This is a genomic window from Flavobacterium sp. CAU 1735 (assembly GCF_039888695.1).
Lineage (GTDB): Bacteria > Bacteroidota > Bacteroidia > Flavobacteriales > Flavobacteriaceae > Flavobacterium.
This window is the reverse complement of the sequence record NZ_JBDQQQ010000002.1, coordinates 75,300-92,053: the sequence shown is the minus strand read 5'-3', so window position 1 is coordinate 92,053 and position 16,754 is coordinate 75,300. Positions and strand designations below refer to the sequence as shown.

Below are 16,754 nucleotides of genomic sequence, written 5' to 3'. Positions count from 1 at the left end.
CTATTTTATGCCATCATCCATTATCAAAGGTTTTTTTCTGGCTGTTTTAGCAGCTATGCTATGGGGCGTTTCCGGTACATTCGGACAATTCCTTTTTCAACAAAGAGGTATTAATGTCGAATGGCTGATTACCCTTCGAATGCTTGTATCCGGTACGATTCTATTACTTTTTGCCCGATTTGGCGAAAAATCGGATTTGTGGTCGATCTGGAAAAACAAAAAAGATGCCATTCAATTGTTGATATTCAGCACTACCGGAATGTTAGCCGTGCAATACACCTATTTTGCAGCAATCAAACATTCCAATGCGGCGACCGCTACGGTTTTACAATATGCCGGGCCGGTATTTATAGCGATCTATCTGGCGGCTAAAAACAAAAAACTGCCACGCCCTATCGAGTATCTGGCCATCGCTTTGGCTGTAGGCGGCACTTTTTTACTGGTAACCCACGGAAACATCCATAGTCTGGCAATATCCGGAACGGCTTTGTTTTTAGGACTCGCGTCGGCTGTTACGCTTGCGATTTACACCTTACAGCCGATCGCGTTATTAAGTCGGTATAAATCATCGATTATTATCGGATGGGGAATGTTATTGGGCGGACTTGCTTTCTCCTTTATAAAAGCACCGTGGGCCATCGAAGGGCAATGGGATACACAAACCTACCTTTACACGGGTTTTATTGTACTTTTTGGGACATTAATCGCTTTTTACAGCTACCTAACCGCCGTACAAATTATCGGTGGCCAAAAAGCCAGTTTATTGGCTTCTGCCGAACCTTTATCGGCTACGATTATGGCTGTACTCTGGTTACAGGTTCCGTTTTATACAATCGACTGGATCGGGAGTATTTGTATTATTTCGACGATATTTTTGTTGAGTAAGAAGAGTAAGGAATCTATTTAAACCTATTAGCTATTTATCAATAATACAATCTGAAATCCAGTAACTTACACAAGGCATAGTGTTTTTCGTGTAAGGTTTCAACAATTTCGACCAGGTTATCGTCATCTTCAAACAAACTAAAGAAAACCCGATCGAGATTACTGCTGCTAATTGTAGGATGCATTTGTCCGTAACCCGAAATTGCTCTGGCTCCGGTAATATCCAGAAAATATTGCGCTTCGTCGTCGTTTAAATCCAGAATTTTGGCATTGGCAAAGTGAATGATCTTGCCTTTCATTTTGCCTTCGAAAAGTTCGGCGATTTCCTCGATGCTATAATAATAGCCATTTAAACAGATATTGTTTCCTTTCCCCTGCATCACCAGATAGATGATTTCATAATTCTTAAAATTATGATCTTCATACAATAAGGTACCCAAACTTTCTTCCAGACCTTCAATAGAATCGCAAACTTTATAAATACTGTCTATACCTTGTTCGGCGGCTAGTTTTTCGAGATTTTTATATACTTCGGTCGCCCTAAATACCTCGCTATCCGGAACCGCTTCGAGGCAATAAATAAATTTATCGTAGTCCATATTATCAGATTTTGCAATCGCAGCAAAAATAAGTTTTATTACGTTAAATCCGATCGTAGCCCTATGGTTTTAACGCATTGATAGTAATTCGATCACTTCCATTATGGAAATCCAAAATCCGAAAATTGATTCGTGTTTGTCTACAATATTCTCCCGAAAACCAAATTTCCATTTCTAAATCAATTAAGTAATACTATATCAATAGATTGCAATTTATCTTTAATAAAACAAAATTTCCTAAACATATCAAGTTAGCATCAAATACTCAAATATAAAACACTAAAATTCAATTGTTTAAAGAATTGTTTTTTTAGTTCAAACGTGTAAAAAGACATATAAGGTAACCTATAGGATCACCACAAAAAAAATACAAAATATTAATTTTCAAATGTCTAAAATTTTAAATAGGAAATTTCGTTTCTATAATTTAGGAAATTTTGTTTTAGCTCCCATAGTGACTGTATTTATAAATTTAATAAAAACCATTTTGGTTGTCTTATCTTCGCATGATGATACTTATTCTAAACTTAAAATGAGCAACACGCCACTATCATATCCTGTCAACAACAAACGACTATTTAGCCTTAGTCTCATAATTCTTCTTTTCTCAGTATTATTTTCCGGTTGTCAGAAAAAGGATTTTAACGAATACCGTTCCTATTATCGTGCCGTACATCATAACGACACGGCACTATTGGCGATTGAAACCCACAAAGATCGTTTTTACGGTCAGTATCAAATCTATTATGGAAGCCGAGCGGTAAAAGATTCCGGGAATATTGAAGGTGTTATTTCCGGCGATACCTTACGTGGGAAGTATCGGTATCGTTCTTTTGGCGGTGGTATCAATGTGGTACCGGTAATTTTTTTAAAGCGCAACGGGAAACTCATCTTGGGTAGCGGTATTGCCGCCAGCTATATGAATTTTGTGTATTATAAACCGGAATTCCCGATCGTATTCGACAGTACTAAGTTTGTTTTTGATCCAGTAGAACAAGACGCTATAAAATAACACGAAATACACCCGTTAAAACAAACAGCTCTAAATCAACTGATTTCAGAGCTGTTTTATATTTCATATAATAGTCGAAATTTAGCCGCCCTAAAAATGGCAAGGTTTTAGATATGCAGGAATCCGATTACAATGATGATTCGATTTGTCTTGATTTATCCGGAAAATAAAGACCAATGAAACGCTTTGTCTACTTCTTAAAACCTATAAAAATTGTACTATGTCAAAACTATATTTTAAATTACTTACCCTATTGCTACTGGTAACCTCAGCAAACTCCTATGCGCAGTTTTATGAAATTTATCAGGCTGTAGCCATTGAATCGTACCAAGGCAAAAAATTCACCCTCGAAGGGAAAATATATTACAAAGATCCGATAGCCAATGATTCCTGGCTCGTACTGGCGGCACGTTCGGTAGATGCTAACGGTAAACCGATAAAAAATGCTTTATATAATGAAAATGCGGGCGATTATTATAAAAAAGACGACTGGAGCTCGTATGTGCTCAATGGGAAAATTGATAAAAATGCAAAATTCCTCGCTATAGGTGTTGCCATTGCCGGTCCCGGAAATTACTATCTGGACGATTTTAAATTATTTATAGAAGACGGTAAAAACAGAATTGAAATCCCGATTCAAAACTCCGATTTTGAAGGTGATTCGCTACTACACTGGAAAACGATGACGATGGATAAAAATACAAGTCTATCATTATCCAAAGAGACCGTTTTTTCCGGAAAGCAGGCGCTGTTTATCGATAATTCCAAACTTACGGTTACGCCAACATTAGGAAGCAATGCCGAATTAGGAAAATATATGGATGTTAACGGTGTTAAACTCTATTACGAAATATATGGAAAAGGCGAACCGCTTTTGTTGCTTCACGGTAATAATTCTTTTATGGGCAGTTTTAACAAACAATCGGAAGCGCTGAGTCAAAAGTATATGGTCATTGGTCTGGATAGTCGCGGGCAAGGAAAATCGACTTCCGACGGTACCAAAATCACCTACGAACTAATGGCGGAAGATGTGAATACCTTCCTTGAAAAACTACAACTAAAAAATGTGAACATCTTAGGCTGGAGTGATGGTGGAAATATCGCGGTGGTATTGGGAATGCAACATCCGGATAAAATCAATAAAATGGCCATTATGGGAACCGTTTTATATAACAATGCTAGTTCTGTTACTTCTGAAACCAATAAACTAATCCGTAAACAGGTAAAAGAAATGGAAAGCAAAGGAATTCCAGAAACCAATATGGATTATCGTTTAAAAATGCTGTTATTAACCGAACCGAATATCAATCCGGATGCTTTACAAAAAATCCAGGCGCCTACTTTGGTTATGGCCGGACAATATGATGTTGTAAAAGAAAAACACACCAAGTTGATTGCCGAAAAAATTCCGCATAGCAAACTGATCATCTTTAAAGGCGGTGATCACGAAGCACCGGCAAAAATGCCGGAATTATTTAATGAAACGGTTTTAACTTTTTTTGATCAAGTAACGCAATAAGCGGTATCGTATTGTTTAAAATAAAAAAACGTCAACAGAGATGTCGGTATTTTCTTTTGTGAGAGCTGAGAGAGATTACCATCTAATATCTGATGCAGATTTTATTGTATTTAATAGAATTGGGGGTTAGTTTTAAACAAATATATACCCTAAGAGCACAATCATTAATAAGCTATTTATAAAACTACCGTTATAAGCAGTTTTGATATTTATTCTGAAAAATTTGGGCAAGATCTATTTCAATTTTCAAGCTTGTTTGAGCTTTTCTAAGTTCAGTTATAAACCCCCTTCCAAAATGCTTCGTTGTGTTTTCCAAATCTTCGTCAATTCTTCTATTTTGAGGGTTAAAACAATTGAATTTCTTACAGTATTTAAAATCCGGATGGTGCATTTGACTATAATCAATTAATCTAATTTCTTCTGTTAAACTATTAACTAATATATTGTCTAAATGTGCATCACCTAAAGCGAATTGATTTTTATGCCATAATTTTACTTCAAGCGCAAATTTTTCTATAATGGTGAGAATTTTGATTTTGTCATCTTTAAATAGAAATAGAAATTCATTCATTGTATTTCCTTCAAAATAATCAATAATGATACACCATTTTTTATCCCATTTAAATTTTTCGTAAAATTGAATTATGAATGAGTGTTTTTCTGATACGCTTTTTATCTCTTTGAAAACTTCATCTGCACCTTCTCGTCTCCGTCCAAAATGATTTTTTTTCCCATATTGAACATAAGGTTTAACAGATTTAGTAAAATGTTTAGCTACAAATTTTTTACCTTCTTTTTCGACTAAATACACATTAGCATTTTCTCCATTTTCTTGAATTGTCTTAATTACTGTATAATCTTTTATTTTTTCCATTATGTTGAGTAAATTGCATAAACATTGTTTTTCACGAAACTCTTCACCGAATTTATTTCCTAAAGCTATAAACCCGAAAGAAACTAATTTATACACAACAAAACAATACGTGTTTTCACCTATTTATAGACTAATAAATTTTAACGTATTGAATTATAGTCAACAATAAATTAAAGAATAAAAACGGATTTCGCGGATTTGTATTATTTTTTTATATGGAATATTAGGGCTATAAATGATATCTTATAAAATATAAGAGAGGAAGGGATCGAACCTAAACGTTTAAAACCCAAAAAATACAGACTTTATAAAATTTAAATCGGATTGCACCACGAATGCACCACAATCCAACTCTAACTAACTCTCAATTAAATCTTATTACTATTTCTACAAGTGATTGATTTATAATTAAAACTATTAGTTCAAATAATAATTTTCAAAATTATGAAATCTTTTTTTTTGTAAACTTTATATTTTACCTAAAAATTATCCCTTTGACAAATTTATGGATAGTTATCCTTTCAGCGACTTCTTTAAAAATTCCAACTATTTTCCTAGCCTTTAATTTAATAAAGATGAATTTAATGTATTGATAAAAAATGATCTTCGTTGTAATTCATTACATCTAAAACGTTTTAAAACAGGTATATATACCTATATTTTAAATCTTAAAAATAAGTAATTTGCAAGAAATTTAATAACTTCAGTTTCCTCAAAAAACTAATAGAATCATATATAAGGAAAACTGATTTACTATTTGATTACTTTGAGAATTGTAAACCAAGATCTTCGAATGTGAATTCAACAACAAATCGAAAGCTGAAATTTCTTCAGAACTATTGTGAAGAACATTATCTGGAATTTAAAAATAAATATCCAAATATAATTGGTCTGCATGTTGACAACAAGCTGAAAAAAAGTAAAAAAATCCGATTATACAGCATCGTATTTCATGTTATAAAAAAAGATCCCCAAAAAGACTATAATTTTATACCCCCACACTTAAATATCAGATTTCCAGACAATATAGTATATCGAATCCCAACTGATATAGTAGAAAGAAGTCATTTTAAACTTCAAAATTTTTATCCTGGCTGTAAAATTTTAAATACTGCTGTGCAAGAAATTGGTTCCTGTAGTATTTATCTCAAAAAAGATGACGATATAGTAGCAGTATCTAATATGCATGTAATGGGATATCAGTTCATCACTGATTCGACAAGTTATATCCCAGAATTAGATAACAATCAACCTTCCGTTTTAATCGGTCAAAATCAGACGATAAGAGGAACCGTTTTTAGAGGAGCGTTTAATAATTGGCTGGATGTAGCATTTTGTAAAATCAATCCTGCGGATCATCAAAAAATTTCAAATATTGTTCCCGGCCTTGGCAAGATTCAAGGATTTTATAATGCTACTAACAACTATAATAAAAATAAAAAAGTACTGGTTTACGGCAATGTAAGTAAACTTAAATCTTCGACTATTGAAAATGTTTCTACTACGCTTGAATTTGATTACTCGATTAATAATTATTACTTCAACCATATTTTTTACGGCGTCTGTCGCCTAAGCGAAAGTGTAACAGTTGAGGGGGATTCTGGTGGCCCAGTAATTATGAATTCGCAAATTATAGGCATCGTTCTGGGCTCAGACGGAATAAATACTTACTTCCTTCCTTATATCAGGATTAAAGAATATCTTAATGCAGTTATTTTATAAATCTTAAAACAACAGATCATGAAAACAAAATTACTCACAGTACTTTTATTGGTTCCTTTCTTTTGTCTTGGTCAAAACTTTAAAGTAAATTATTCATTCGACAAGAGTATAGTTGAAGGAAATCTGGCCCCCACACTGCAGATTCAGGATCCACTAAAGAAAGATAATTTTAAAAGTGTATTTATTCAGATGGATGGAAATCTAGATGGTAAAAAGACTTACGAAATTTATAAAGGAGACCAAAAGTTATTGGTATTAAAAAATGATAAAAACTGGTACGAACTAAAGGATGGTACTAGTCCTCTATTTGACAAACAGTTTGAAATAAGAGACGTTAAAACGCCAAAAGAAAAACTGGAATTTACTTTTCAGTACAATGGCAGCAGTAACGAAAACCGAGGTGCGACTTATGGAAATGTAGATGTTTTTGTCAAAAATCATATAAAAGATAAGTATAAGCAGTCGAAATTTGGATTAGTAGATGACAAAGGTGCCATCCATATATTTATAGATCAATTCGGAAATTCTTTACAATCGACATTGCCACAAGGTGTCCCATATTTTAAATATTATGTTCATGTTGTCTATTTAGATTCAAAAACCAATCCAAATTACATATATTCCGTCGATCAGACGAAAGGTTCTATCGACACTGGAATATTTATAGAAAATCCAGATGCAGGAAAATTTAAACTACAAGGGGCGAATGTAGGAGGCGAGACACTAATTTGGTATGTAAATGAAACGGCTTTACAGTCATCTAATAAGGATAATATTGAATTTGATATTTACAGAACTCAAATTAAAGAAGGATTAAGAACAAAAATTGGTTCATTTATTATTAAGATGGCGCCGACTTTTCATGCATCTATTAACGTAGGACTGTATGTTACCCAACTCGAAAATCCAGATTATACGCTTGTGGATTTGGGAAATTCTACTTCAACCGTAAAAAAGTCATTAGAAGGCGGCAACGGGGTTATTACGGCGACAGCAACCTTGTATACTTCTCCGATAATTTTACTAGAATCACTAATAGAGAAAGATCAGGATAAAAAAAAAGCATTGTACACCAGAGCATCAACACGCTGCTACATAAATGATCATGAGTGGTACGAAAAAATTTATCCTACTGTTGGTGTGAAGTTAGGAGATAAGGCATTCGAAAATTTATTTGCTGGGTTCAGTTTCGAAGTTGCCAGGGGTGCTACTATATTCTTCGGTGGCAATTATAGCAAAGTGAATTATTTTGAGGGAGATTTCGATTTTGGAACAGAAACTATTACACCACAGGAATTTGATTTAAGAAAGAAAGAAAAATGGGATTGGGGTTTTGCATATGGAGTCAATCTAGATTTACGGATTATAGGTAATCTTTTTGGTCAATAAAGGAGATTTTTTAGTAAAAAAACAAAATAAAAGCATTAAAAGATTTCAACTAATAGAAGTCTCTTAATGCTTTTTTTATTTAAAATTCTCAATATTTTTACTACTAAAATTTTATTGCAGTTTAATGTGCATATGACAAATTTTAAACTGTTTTTTTAAACTGGTGGTCGTAATTTCTTTTTAACACATCATAACCGTCTTTTTCAAGATCGTAAAGTGTTATAAAAGGCAATGGTAGTGCCTGCCTGCGCAGATAGGGATGAGCATTTCCTCATTTGTTACGAAGAAAGATTTTATTCTAAAATCATTAAGATCAGTTTTATAAACTCTTCCTACAGCATCTAGATTATTTTCCAGCCATCTATGTCTTATCATGTGTTTTTCAATCCATCCTTTTTCTGAAGAATTTTCACCAAACAACTTCGACACTTCCTCTATCATTTCTTTCACATTTCGGCTCGGGGACATACTTTTACATTCGAGACTATAGAGTATCTTATCTGTTTGATCAATAATTAAAACATCAACATCTCCTATATCTTCTGTATGATTTAGAGGAGCATTCGGCTTGATGTAAGTATCTGTATCAATTATTAAACCATCTGGGTTTATCGCTTTTTTTACTGAAGCTACCAATTCATCACCGCGTTTATTAGCAAACTTACCCATAACTTTACTTACTTGGCTTCCATCCGGAAATCTAAAGCGGCCCGAAAGCAGTTGCTACATCCACGTAATTCTGCATTGAAGCAGATGCCTCACATCCCTATAGCGCGGATTTGTAATCCGTGCTTACTAAGAAAATCGGAAAACTCTAAAAACAACTAAGCTAAATCTATATAGTCAAAAAATAAAAAACTCCAACAAAAAAGTTGGAGTTTTAAAAGTTGTGGGCGATGAGGGGTTCGAACCCCCGACCCCCTCGGTGTAAACGAGGTGCTCTGAACCAGCTGAGCTAATCGCCCTTATGTATTTTGTAATCCGTAATTGACTTCCTGATTACGGGAGCAAATATAGGCAAGATATCCGGTTTTACAAGGCTTTTACTAAAAAATTTGTTCTTTTTTTATTCCGTTTGCTTTTGATTAAGCTGGATTAATCCTGGCTTTTAACCTAATATTCTTAGTACCAGTATTTTTCTCTTTAGGATTCGAAAACATTTCCTTTAAAAAAACAGAAAACGCAGCTGACAACCTACAATATTATATTTGCAGTAGTTACCGATTTAAAATAAACTATTCAAAAGTATCGGTATAATCGACCAAACCATCTAAAAATTCAGTAAAGGATGATGCTAATTTTGTTAACTCCGCTTCCGAGTAACAAACAAAAATACTTCCATATTCATTCTCATCTAGCGACATTACTAAATAGCCTGATTCTGTATACCCCATACTAAGATAGTTCTCAGGTAAATAATCTTGCTTTTCGACGAGTGGGTCACCATATTTTATAGACTTAAAACGGAAAAGAAGGATACCATCGTCTGGTTCTCCAAAATAAAGATAATAACTAAAAGGAGAGCCTCCATTATATTTTAGCATATGAGCCCGATAATCTTCCGGTAAAGTTAGCCCTATTTCTTGTTCAAACTCATTTAATTCTTCTGCTGTGATACGTTCATTGTCTATTCTAAAATCTATCATATTCTTATGTTATAATTATTTAATACCTAAAACAGCTTTTATTTGAGCCTGACTTCCCATATGAAGCTTGGTTTTCTCATGAATCCCTTTTCTCACTAATTGCATAGTACTTTTTAAATTTTCGTCTAAATCATCCAAATGGTGCCAAGTCAGATCTAATTCTCTTAAAATTTTTGAACCTAAAGAAGGTTCAATTCCCACAGCATTCCATGCATTAGCAAAGTCTGAAGAATATTCAATTCCCGTTATAGGAACTTTCACTTCACCATCAAATTTAATAATTTTATTTAATGCATCATTAAGTACCTCTTCAGAAACGTTAGGGATGCTCATTCCGTTGCCTAATCTCCCTTGTTCATTTACATACATGTTTAGCCCCTTAAAATCAGGCGAAGTACCATTTTTACTTGCCGGTACTTCGTACCCTTTTTTTAGGGTTGATTCCGGTTTATATACTGATTTATTGCTTTTTAACTTACCATTTGCAGCCTCTACAATTGCTTTTCGTTCTGAATCACTTTTACTCATAAACGAAATGTATTTTTCAATATGCTCCTCGGTTCCTCTAAACATAATAGTACCATCGTGAATAATATCTAAATTTTTAGGGTTCTTTGTAGGTTTTATTAGCTTGAAGTTTCTTTTTTCTAAAAAGTCTTTGTGTTTTGAAGAAAGATAATTTGCGAGATCTTCCAAACTAAATTTGCCGCTTTTTGCATTCTCAAAAGCTTCTTTTAGTATTTTTAACTCTTTTTCGGTAAGATTATCAGCACTTTTAATTATTTTTCGTAACTGTAATTCCATCAGGAAACTTCTAAAAGAAACAATTCCTCTTTTAATACCAATTCGTGCCAACTGCAGCAAATCTGACAAAGCCGCCGAATCAATTCCCATCGCGACTACTTGTACCTGACCTGGTTGAACAATTTTTAATCCAACTCTATCAAACTCCGCCGTTAGCTCTGCCTGTTTTACAATATTGGCTCGTACTTTAGGTGCAAGCTGTTTTATTTTTTCCAGAGCTGTTTTTAATTTTAAAACATCCTCAGCTGTTTTAGAGCTTTTATTAAATATATCTGCTGCTTCCGTTATGGGTTTGGCGGCTCTGAATACAGCGGCAAACGAAGCGGCATCTAATGCTGCTCCTGCAATGGCTACCACTACCCATGCATAGCTAGGCTCGTCTTTTAACAATCCGATCGCATAAGCATCATAGTCTTTAGAATATTCGTCCAGAGCTTCATATACATTGTAGGCACTCATTCCTAATGATACTGCAGTACCGGCAATTACATAAGGAGTAGCCGCACCCCAGGTCGCTACGATTACCACAATGGAAGCAACAGCCAGGCCGATATTTATCAGAATATTTGTCCACTTTATATCACTGATTCGTTGCTGAATGGCTAAATCGTTAATACTATCCTTTACAACCCCTTGTTGCTGGTACGACAGTGCTAACAACTCCTCGCGCTTGAATACTGCATCCGGGTTCTTTTTTAAGTCCTGACGTACATTCTTTGCACTTTCCTGTTTCGACTTTATAAAATCAAACAAAAACGTTTCAAATTCTTTTTGAGAGCCTACCTCAGCTAATTTTTTATGATCAAATGTTTTGTCTTTAAAAAGAAAAGAATCCAGCGATTTTATCTGTTCAATACCACTTGTCATTTCGACCTCTCCTTCTTTGCGCATTTCCTCAATCAATGATTCATTCATTTTCATTTTCTTCTCTTGAGGATCATTTGCATCTGATACTATTCTGGAATTTAAGATCTTATCATTGCCATCTTTTATCTTTTTAGCCGCGCCACTTTTGGCAAATGCAGTATACAATTTGGTGAGTACTCCTTCCTGTTTTAGTCGTTCCTCTTCTTTGTACAACATATGCTCATACTTACTAATATAATCATCCGCCATACGAACCGTTTCATCACGGAAAGCGTCGACATAAGCATTAATAGTATTTTCAAAGTCCTGAAGGTCTTTAAAACCATATTGTTTTGCTTTCTTTTCGAGTTCCGATCCCCACTCATGTAACTTAATCGCACCAGATACCATTAATGCGTTTTTGTAGGCACTATAGTCCCTGTAAAATGCTTCCAGTCCAAATAATTTGGTATCTAAAATATCGCGTTCGTTTAGCGCTTCTTCTCTATCTTTTACTTTTGCTAAATAGTTTTCAACAGATTTTCTTAAATCGGCCGCTACCAGTGTACTCCCGGTCGATTTGTTCATCATATCTTCCCACTGTGCATCTGTGATTTTCAGGTATTCTTTCAATATAGACACCTGAACGGTGCAAGAAATGTCTTTTCCGATATAATCTTTATAGGTTTTTTTACCAATATCCCATTTTATATCCGTGATTTCCCCAAAAATCTTCTTATCCAAAAAGTCGAAAAACGCCCGATCGCTTTTAATATCCATCGGAATAATCCCAACACCTAGTCTTATTTTTTTATCTTCCGGAGCAGCATCGGGAAGCGGTTCTGTTTCTCCTCCTGTTTGCTCACTCTTTTCTTCAGAATTGGTTTGCTCATTTTTATAACTGTTTTCTTCATGACTTTTTTCCTGTGCTGTAAGTACCTCGTCCAGTTTTAATAAAGTTGTAGCATCTAAAATGATCGAAGTGGCAATATTATGTTCATACTGAAAAGCGATTAGCGCATATTGGGTTTCGCTCAGAAAAATAGCTTCATTATCTACAGTATATCCCAGTTTTTTTAAGGCTTTGTTTAGTATTAATACAGCCTGACCATTTTCTGAAAATTTAAGAAACGCCTGACCATTTTCTATTTTTTTAAATGCCTGGTTCAGAAACGGCTCATAGGTTAGCTTAGTCATTTCATTTTTATTCAGACGTATGGTCGCATCCTGATCGGTAATTTTAACCTGTTCCGCATTCCCCGTTTGAGAATAATTACTTTTTTCCTTTTCTTGTTTTACCGCTCTTGGCGCAAATGCTTTTTTATATCTGCTCATATCGTATTCGTTGACCGTATCGTTAATGGCTTTTAACCGGTTCTGATTTTCTTGTAAATGGTTTTATACGGGCTTTATTTTTTAAAGAAGCTAGCCGTTTTAGAAGTCTCAAAATTATCAGAAGCATACGTATACAACTAGTTATTAAGAACTTGTATTCTGTCTTTGCAGCGAAAAGCATTTTTAAAGCAATAAAAAAGGACAATCAAAAGATTGTCCTTATATCGTTTTACCGGGATTATCCGGGGAGTTTTATTCTGAAGTCAGTTCCAGTTGCCTAAAAATCGGCACAAGAGCAAGTCCTTTTTCGGTCAGATTATATTCAATATGTAGTGGCTTTTGCTGGATCACTTTTTTTTCCAGTAAACCAATTTCTTCCAATTCGCGTAAGGCGACCGAAATGGTTTGCTTATTGGCGCCTTTTATCACCCGTAACAACGTATTAAAGCGTACAGGTCCTTCCAGCGCCTGACGGAGTACCTGCAATTTATATTTTCCGGATAATAGCTTTAACAATGCCTCTGCCGGGCAATCGTAAGCAGCATTTGGTTCTTTTTCCATAGTCATCTTTTTCAGACTAGTTGACTTGTATCAAAATTCTTTCAAACTTTGTATCAAAGCTACAAATTTATTAGCAATCGAATTCATGAAGTTACTATCGTTACTATTAATTCTGATTGGCAGTATTAGTTGTCAATCCCAAAACCATTCAAAAATGACTGAAAACAAAACCAATCCGCTACTGTGCGATCCGGAAACAGGATCCTGTGAAATACCCGCTGCAACAACTCAGGCGCAATCCGTAGTCCTACCAATCGATAGCAAACCGGTAAAAATAATTTATTATACCGATCCTATTTGTTCGTCCTGTTGGGGAATCGAACCACAATTACGCAAGTTAAAATTAGAATACGGTTCGTATTTTGACATTGATTACCGTATGGGCGGACTCCTACCCGACTGGAGTTATAACAGCGGTGGCATTAGCAAACCCAGCGATGTCGCGCACCATTGGCATGACGCCAGCTTATACTATCAAATGCCAATCGATGGCGATGTATGGCTTGAAGATCCGTTGGATTCCTCCTATCCTTCCTGTATTGCGGTAAAAGCCGCACAAATACAGGATAAAAACAAAGCGGTAGCATTTATGCGAATACTGCGCGAAAAACTGTATCTGGAGAAAATGAATATCGCCAAATGGGATAATATCGTTGTATGTGCGCAACTGGCCGGTTTGGATACTCAAAAATTAAAAAAGGATTACGATCAGGATGCGAAAAAGCATTTCCAGGACGATTTACAACTGGCACGTCAATTGGGCGTAAGAGGCTTTCCAACGCTGTTTTTTGCGGACGGTGATGGTAATAAACTAACCGTTTATGGTTCGAAACCATACGCTTCTTATGAAAATACGCTTGTGGCTTTATATCCGGAGGCGAAAAAGAAAAAAATTGTCAGTAATAGTCCGCTAGCATTATTTGATCATTATCCTACGCTTACCGTACGGGAATATGCAGAATTATTGAATATACCGCTAAGTGAGGCGACAGCTATTCTTGAAAAACAGACTACGGAAGGCCATTTAAGTAAAAAAGTGATTAAAACCGGGGCTTTGTATTTAAAGAAGTAATTTATATAAACAAAACACACCATTGTAGTAATGGTGTGTTTTGTTTTGTATGGTTTCCGATATGTCATTTTATGCCTTTGGGTAATACAATTATTTTTTAAAAATGCCAATAACCTACGCTGACTTTATATTGCGACACAACTTCCGGCGATAACTTTTAGTTGATCACCGACTATTTTCCAAACCCGCAGATAACGAAAATTTCCTTCAAAGTGCTGCTCCGACATTTTTCCTGTGATCTTTGAAGACAACGTAACTACGACGTTTTCATCAATTTGTGTTATCGAATCTATAGAAGAAATAATTTCTTCTAAAACTAAGTTTCCGGATTGGTGCGTTTCTAAATCCATCTGCTTGGTAATTACGTCTCCGCTTGGAAGTACAAAACGCAAATCATCATGAAGCAATTGATCCAGGATTTCGACATCGCTTTTCTTCATCGCTTCGAGAAGTTGGTTTTCAATGTCCAGAATTTTTTGTTTGCTGAGAAGTATTGAATCCATACGTTGATTTTTATACGATTTATAATATGTTGCCGTCTATTTTATAACTATTTATATCCGTAAATTTTTAGTCCGTCTTCTGTTAGGTCATACTCAAATTGTCCTAAAAGATTTAAGATTTTTTCAAGTTTATCTAAGGGTTGGGTAATAACTTCGGATGTCAGTTTTTCATTTCTGTTCCAACGTTCTATTTCATGTTTTTCAGGAATTAATAGCCACTCTATTTTTTTAAACTCAAATGGTCCTAATTCACTCACGTCACCAAAACCTGTTTCATCAAATCCGCCAAAATGGAATTTATAATTTCTGTCTGTTAATAGAAATTTAATGTATGCCGAATGGATTGTAATTTTTTCTTTCTCAATTGCTGAAAATAATTTAAACCATTTTGCATTGTTCATATAGGAAGTCCGTTTTAAAATTTCCTTTTCCAACTTATTTATAGTAATTGAATGATTATTTGACTCCATCTCTGATTTTTTAGTGTTCTGTATTTTTTGGTTGATTACCGCTAACAATTTACAGATTTAAATAGCTCGCTTTATTTTGTTCATAACGTATTTACTATGGCGCCAGATGTACAAACTTCATCAGTTCTTAATAAACGGAGTATTTTCCATGAAGGTAAACAAACCAGCTATTCGTTACAATAGTTATTATTATCGGGAAACTCTTTTTCATTCCATTTTTCAAATACTGTGTTTCCGGTGGAATCGTCACTTATATAGGTACTCCATTTAAAACTACACTTTAAACATTCATAAATTGTGTAATTATAATAGCCATCACAACTAAAGCCAACTTTAATCAAATGTACTATATCTGGGGTTTGATTGTATTTATATTTTATTTCACAATCGCAAACCGCCTCTTTACCATTGTTTTTTGCCAAATGAAACTCTATTTCTTCTACAATTTTTGTTAGTTGTCCGGTTAGCAAACGTGGATTGACTAAAATGTGGAATTTCCCTATAAACGGTAATTCCGAAATGTCATTTTTATATGATTTTAGCAACGCATACAATTCACTAAAATTGAAATTTTCGTTTTTTGCTTCAATATGAACTAACTTTTTAAAGTCATTTAAAATCTGATGGTATACTTCCGACTGCTTTAATCCATTGTCAATTTTATTAAAGCCAATCCAGTCTGTTTGAATTAAGTTATCCAAAAACGCTTTTATTTTATACATAAGGTTTTAAAATAGTTCTGTATTAAACCCGTGTCCATCGATGTACTCAAAATCCAATTTTAAAATCGCTGTTGCCTACTGTTTTTTTGATACAATTCAAGTTTATTAATCCTTGATTTTATTGCTCCATTATTACGCCCAAAGATTTCGCATAACTCTTTAATACTTTTCCCTTCACAAAAGAGCTGTTCGAGTTTTTCGTCATCATCTTTGGTCCACTTCATATAGGCATTGGTATTTTCCAATCTTTTATTAGCAATTGAATATGACTTTAAAGATTCTGTTCGTTCATTTTCATCAAATACAATTGTCTCTTTTATTTCTATATAATCTAATGTAGGAAGAGATACAAGATATGAAACATCCAAATTATGATCAATAGTCTCTATAAAACTTATTAGTTCCAATGCTGATGCACTAGTCGTCTCTAAACCATTTATTATGGGAAACTTAACCTTCATCAGATATTCAATATACCTGGCAATATTTCTGTCGCGAAATGGCTTACAATATTTTAACTTTAATGAAGGTCGATTTTTTTCATACTGTCTTTGTCGACGTTCAATATTGTTAGTTATACCAAATTTACATCCCTCTATATCTTGAAAAATATAAACAAAAGTTTCCCAATCGTATCCTTTTCCTGTAAGTACTTTAAATTTATCCATATTTCTCGAACTTGAGTGGTTTATATATAGCAGCTATGCACTGTCAGCTTTAATCTCCTGGAGGTTTTTATTCCCAAACCGTTACATTACGACTAAAATCAAATATATGAAAAGAGCGTTCCATTAA

16 protein-coding genes and 1 tRNA gene are annotated in these 16,754 nt (G+C 34.4%); 6 read left to right on the top strand and 11 right to left on the bottom strand.

From position 1 onward, the window contains the following. Positions 1 to 7 precede the first annotated feature (7 nt). Positions 8 to 907, top strand: coding sequence for an EamA family transporter (locus AAFN64_RS07550; protein WP_347759987.1), 900 nt, complete (start codon positions 8 to 10; stop codon positions 905 to 907). 16 nt (positions 908 to 923) lie between these two features. Here the strand turns inward: AAFN64_RS07550 and AAFN64_RS07545 are convergent, their stop codons facing one another. Next, a complete protein-coding gene (locus AAFN64_RS07545) occupies positions 924 to 1,484 on the bottom strand; it encodes a DUF6642 family protein (RefSeq protein WP_347759986.1) in 561 nt (186 codons plus the stop codon). A gap of 532 nt (positions 1,485 to 2,016) precedes the next feature. Here AAFN64_RS07545 and AAFN64_RS07540 point away from each other — a divergent pair. After that, a complete protein-coding gene (locus AAFN64_RS07540; protein WP_347759985.1) occupies positions 2,017 to 2,496 on the top strand; it encodes a hypothetical protein in 480 nt (159 codons plus the stop codon). Between the two features lie 220 nt (positions 2,497 to 2,716). Then, a complete protein-coding gene (locus AAFN64_RS07535) occupies positions 2,717 to 4,015 on the top strand; it encodes an alpha/beta hydrolase (RefSeq protein WP_347759984.1) in 1,299 nt (432 codons plus the stop codon). 190 nt (positions 4,016 to 4,205) lie between these two features. On the opposite strand, the gene AAFN64_RS07530 is transcribed toward AAFN64_RS07535, so the two are convergent. Further along, positions 4,206 to 4,889, bottom strand: a complete 684-nt coding sequence (locus tag AAFN64_RS07530) for a hypothetical protein (RefSeq protein WP_347759983.1) — start codon at positions 4,887 to 4,889, stop codon at positions 4,206 to 4,208. Positions 4,890 to 5,684: 795 nt separating this feature from the next. On the opposite strand from AAFN64_RS07530, the gene AAFN64_RS07525 reads away from it, so the two are divergent. Continuing rightward, a complete protein-coding gene (locus AAFN64_RS07525) occupies positions 5,685 to 6,611 on the top strand; it encodes a trypsin-like serine protease (RefSeq protein ID WP_347759982.1) in 927 nt (308 codons plus the stop codon). Between the two features lie 18 nt (positions 6,612 to 6,629). After that, positions 6,630 to 8,000 carry a hypothetical protein gene (locus tag AAFN64_RS07520; protein WP_347759981.1) on the top strand — a complete coding sequence of 457 codons (1,371 nt, stop codon included), beginning with the start codon at positions 6,630 to 6,632 and terminating at the stop codon, positions 7,998 to 8,000. A 219-nt stretch (positions 8,001 to 8,219) separates the two neighbouring features. On the opposite strand, the gene AAFN64_RS07515 is transcribed toward AAFN64_RS07520, so the two are convergent. The 5 genes from AAFN64_RS07515 to AAFN64_RS07495 all read right to left on the bottom strand — a co-directional run bounded on the left by AAFN64_RS07515 (position 8,220) and on the right by AAFN64_RS07495 (position 13,192). Further along, the gene (locus tag AAFN64_RS07515; protein ID WP_347759980.1) at positions 8,220 to 8,669 is read right to left on the bottom strand and encodes a hypothetical protein; all 450 of its coding nucleotides are present in this window, start codon (positions 8,667 to 8,669) and stop codon (positions 8,220 to 8,222) included. A gap of 221 nt (positions 8,670 to 8,890) precedes the next feature. After that, positions 8,891 to 8,965, bottom strand: a tRNA-Val gene (locus AAFN64_RS07510). A gap of 270 nt (positions 8,966 to 9,235) precedes the next feature. Next, positions 9,236 to 9,646: an SMI1/KNR4 family protein gene (locus AAFN64_RS07505; RefSeq protein ID WP_347759979.1), complete on the bottom strand. Its 411-nt coding sequence runs from the start codon at positions 9,644 to 9,646 to the stop codon at positions 9,236 to 9,238. Between the two features lie 15 nt (positions 9,647 to 9,661). Further along, complete coding sequence (locus AAFN64_RS07500) at positions 9,662 to 12,631, bottom strand: HNH endonuclease (protein WP_347759978.1); 2,970 nt, start codon at positions 12,629 to 12,631, stop codon at positions 9,662 to 9,664. 252 nt (positions 12,632 to 12,883) lie between these two features. Beyond that, on the bottom strand, positions 12,884 to 13,192 hold the full coding sequence (locus tag AAFN64_RS07495; RefSeq protein WP_347759977.1) for a helix-turn-helix domain-containing protein: 309 nt from the start codon (positions 13,190 to 13,192) through the stop codon (positions 12,884 to 12,886). Between the two features lie 154 nt (positions 13,193 to 13,346). Here AAFN64_RS07495 and AAFN64_RS07490 point away from each other — a divergent pair, with 154 nt between their 5' ends. After that, positions 13,347 to 14,264 carry a DsbA family protein gene (locus AAFN64_RS07490; protein WP_347759976.1) on the top strand — a complete coding sequence of 306 codons (918 nt, stop codon included), beginning with the start codon at positions 13,347 to 13,349 and terminating at the stop codon, positions 14,262 to 14,264. A gap of 125 nt (positions 14,265 to 14,389) precedes the next feature. Here the strand turns inward: AAFN64_RS07490 and AAFN64_RS07485 are convergent, their stop codons facing one another. From AAFN64_RS07485 to AAFN64_RS07470, 4 genes are all read right to left on the bottom strand, one after another. Then, positions 14,390 to 14,767, bottom strand: coding sequence for a nuclear transport factor 2 family protein (locus AAFN64_RS07485; RefSeq protein WP_347759975.1), 378 nt, complete (start codon positions 14,765 to 14,767; stop codon positions 14,390 to 14,392). 47 nt (positions 14,768 to 14,814) lie between these two features. After that, positions 14,815 to 15,237 (bottom strand): DUF6678 family protein, encoded by a 423-nt coding sequence (locus tag AAFN64_RS07480; protein WP_347759974.1) that lies wholly within the window; start codon positions 15,235 to 15,237, stop codon positions 14,815 to 14,817. Between the two features lie 167 nt (positions 15,238 to 15,404). After that, positions 15,405 to 15,959 (bottom strand): hypothetical protein, encoded by a 555-nt coding sequence (locus AAFN64_RS07475; RefSeq protein ID WP_347759973.1) that lies wholly within the window; start codon positions 15,957 to 15,959, stop codon positions 15,405 to 15,407. A gap of 59 nt (positions 15,960 to 16,018) precedes the next feature. Continuing rightward, entirely contained in the window at positions 16,019 to 16,627 is a 609-nt protein-coding gene (locus AAFN64_RS07470) for a hypothetical protein (protein ID WP_347759972.1), read from the bottom strand. Positions 16,628 to 16,754 lie beyond the last annotated feature (127 nt).

Excerpts from the sequence above, each read along its gene's own strand:
- AAFN64_RS07495 (WP_347759977.1), bottom strand. The coding sequence starts at position 13,192 with ATGGAAAAAGAACCAAATGCTGCTTACGATTGCCCGGCAGAGGCATTG.
- AAFN64_RS07470 (WP_347759972.1), bottom strand. The coding sequence starts at position 16,627 with ATGGATAAATTTAAAGTACTTACAGGAAAAGGATACGATTGGGAAACT.
- AAFN64_RS07480 (WP_347759974.1), bottom strand. The coding sequence starts at position 15,237 with ATGGAGTCAAATAATCATTCAATTACTATAAATAAGTTGGAAAAGGAA.
- AAFN64_RS07475 (WP_347759973.1), bottom strand. The coding sequence starts at position 15,959 with ATGTATAAAATAAAAGCGTTTTTGGATAACTTAATTCAAACAGACTGG.
- AAFN64_RS07520 (WP_347759981.1), top strand. The coding sequence starts at position 6,630 with ATGAAAACAAAATTACTCACAGTACTTTTATTGGTTCCTTTCTTTTGT.
- AAFN64_RS07535 (WP_347759984.1), top strand. The coding sequence starts at position 2,717 with ATGTCAAAACTATATTTTAAATTACTTACCCTATTGCTACTGGTAACC.
- AAFN64_RS07490 (WP_347759976.1), top strand. The coding sequence starts at position 13,347 with ATGACTGAAAACAAAACCAATCCGCTACTGTGCGATCCGGAAACAGGA.
- AAFN64_RS07545 (WP_347759986.1), bottom strand. The coding sequence starts at position 1,484 with ATGGACTACGATAAATTTATTTATTGCCTCGAAGCGGTTCCGGATAGC.
- AAFN64_RS07505 (WP_347759979.1), bottom strand. The coding sequence starts at position 9,646 with ATGATAGATTTTAGAATAGACAATGAACGTATCACAGCAGAAGAATTA.
- AAFN64_RS07540 (WP_347759985.1), top strand. The coding sequence starts at position 2,017 with ATGAGCAACACGCCACTATCATATCCTGTCAACAACAAACGACTATTT.
- AAFN64_RS07550 (WP_347759987.1), top strand. The coding sequence starts at position 8 with ATGCCATCATCCATTATCAAAGGTTTTTTTCTGGCTGTTTTAGCAGCT.
- AAFN64_RS07500 (WP_347759978.1), bottom strand. The coding sequence starts at position 12,631 with ATGAGCAGATATAAAAAAGCATTTGCGCCAAGAGCGGTAAAACAAGAA.
- AAFN64_RS07530 (WP_347759983.1), bottom strand. The coding sequence starts at position 4,889 with ATGGAAAAAATAAAAGATTATACAGTAATTAAGACAATTCAAGAAAAT.
- AAFN64_RS07485 (WP_347759975.1), bottom strand. The coding sequence starts at position 14,767 with ATGGATTCAATACTTCTCAGCAAACAAAAAATTCTGGACATTGAAAAC.
- AAFN64_RS07515 (WP_347759980.1), bottom strand. The coding sequence starts at position 8,669 with ATGGGTAAGTTTGCTAATAAACGCGGTGATGAATTGGTAGCTTCAGTA.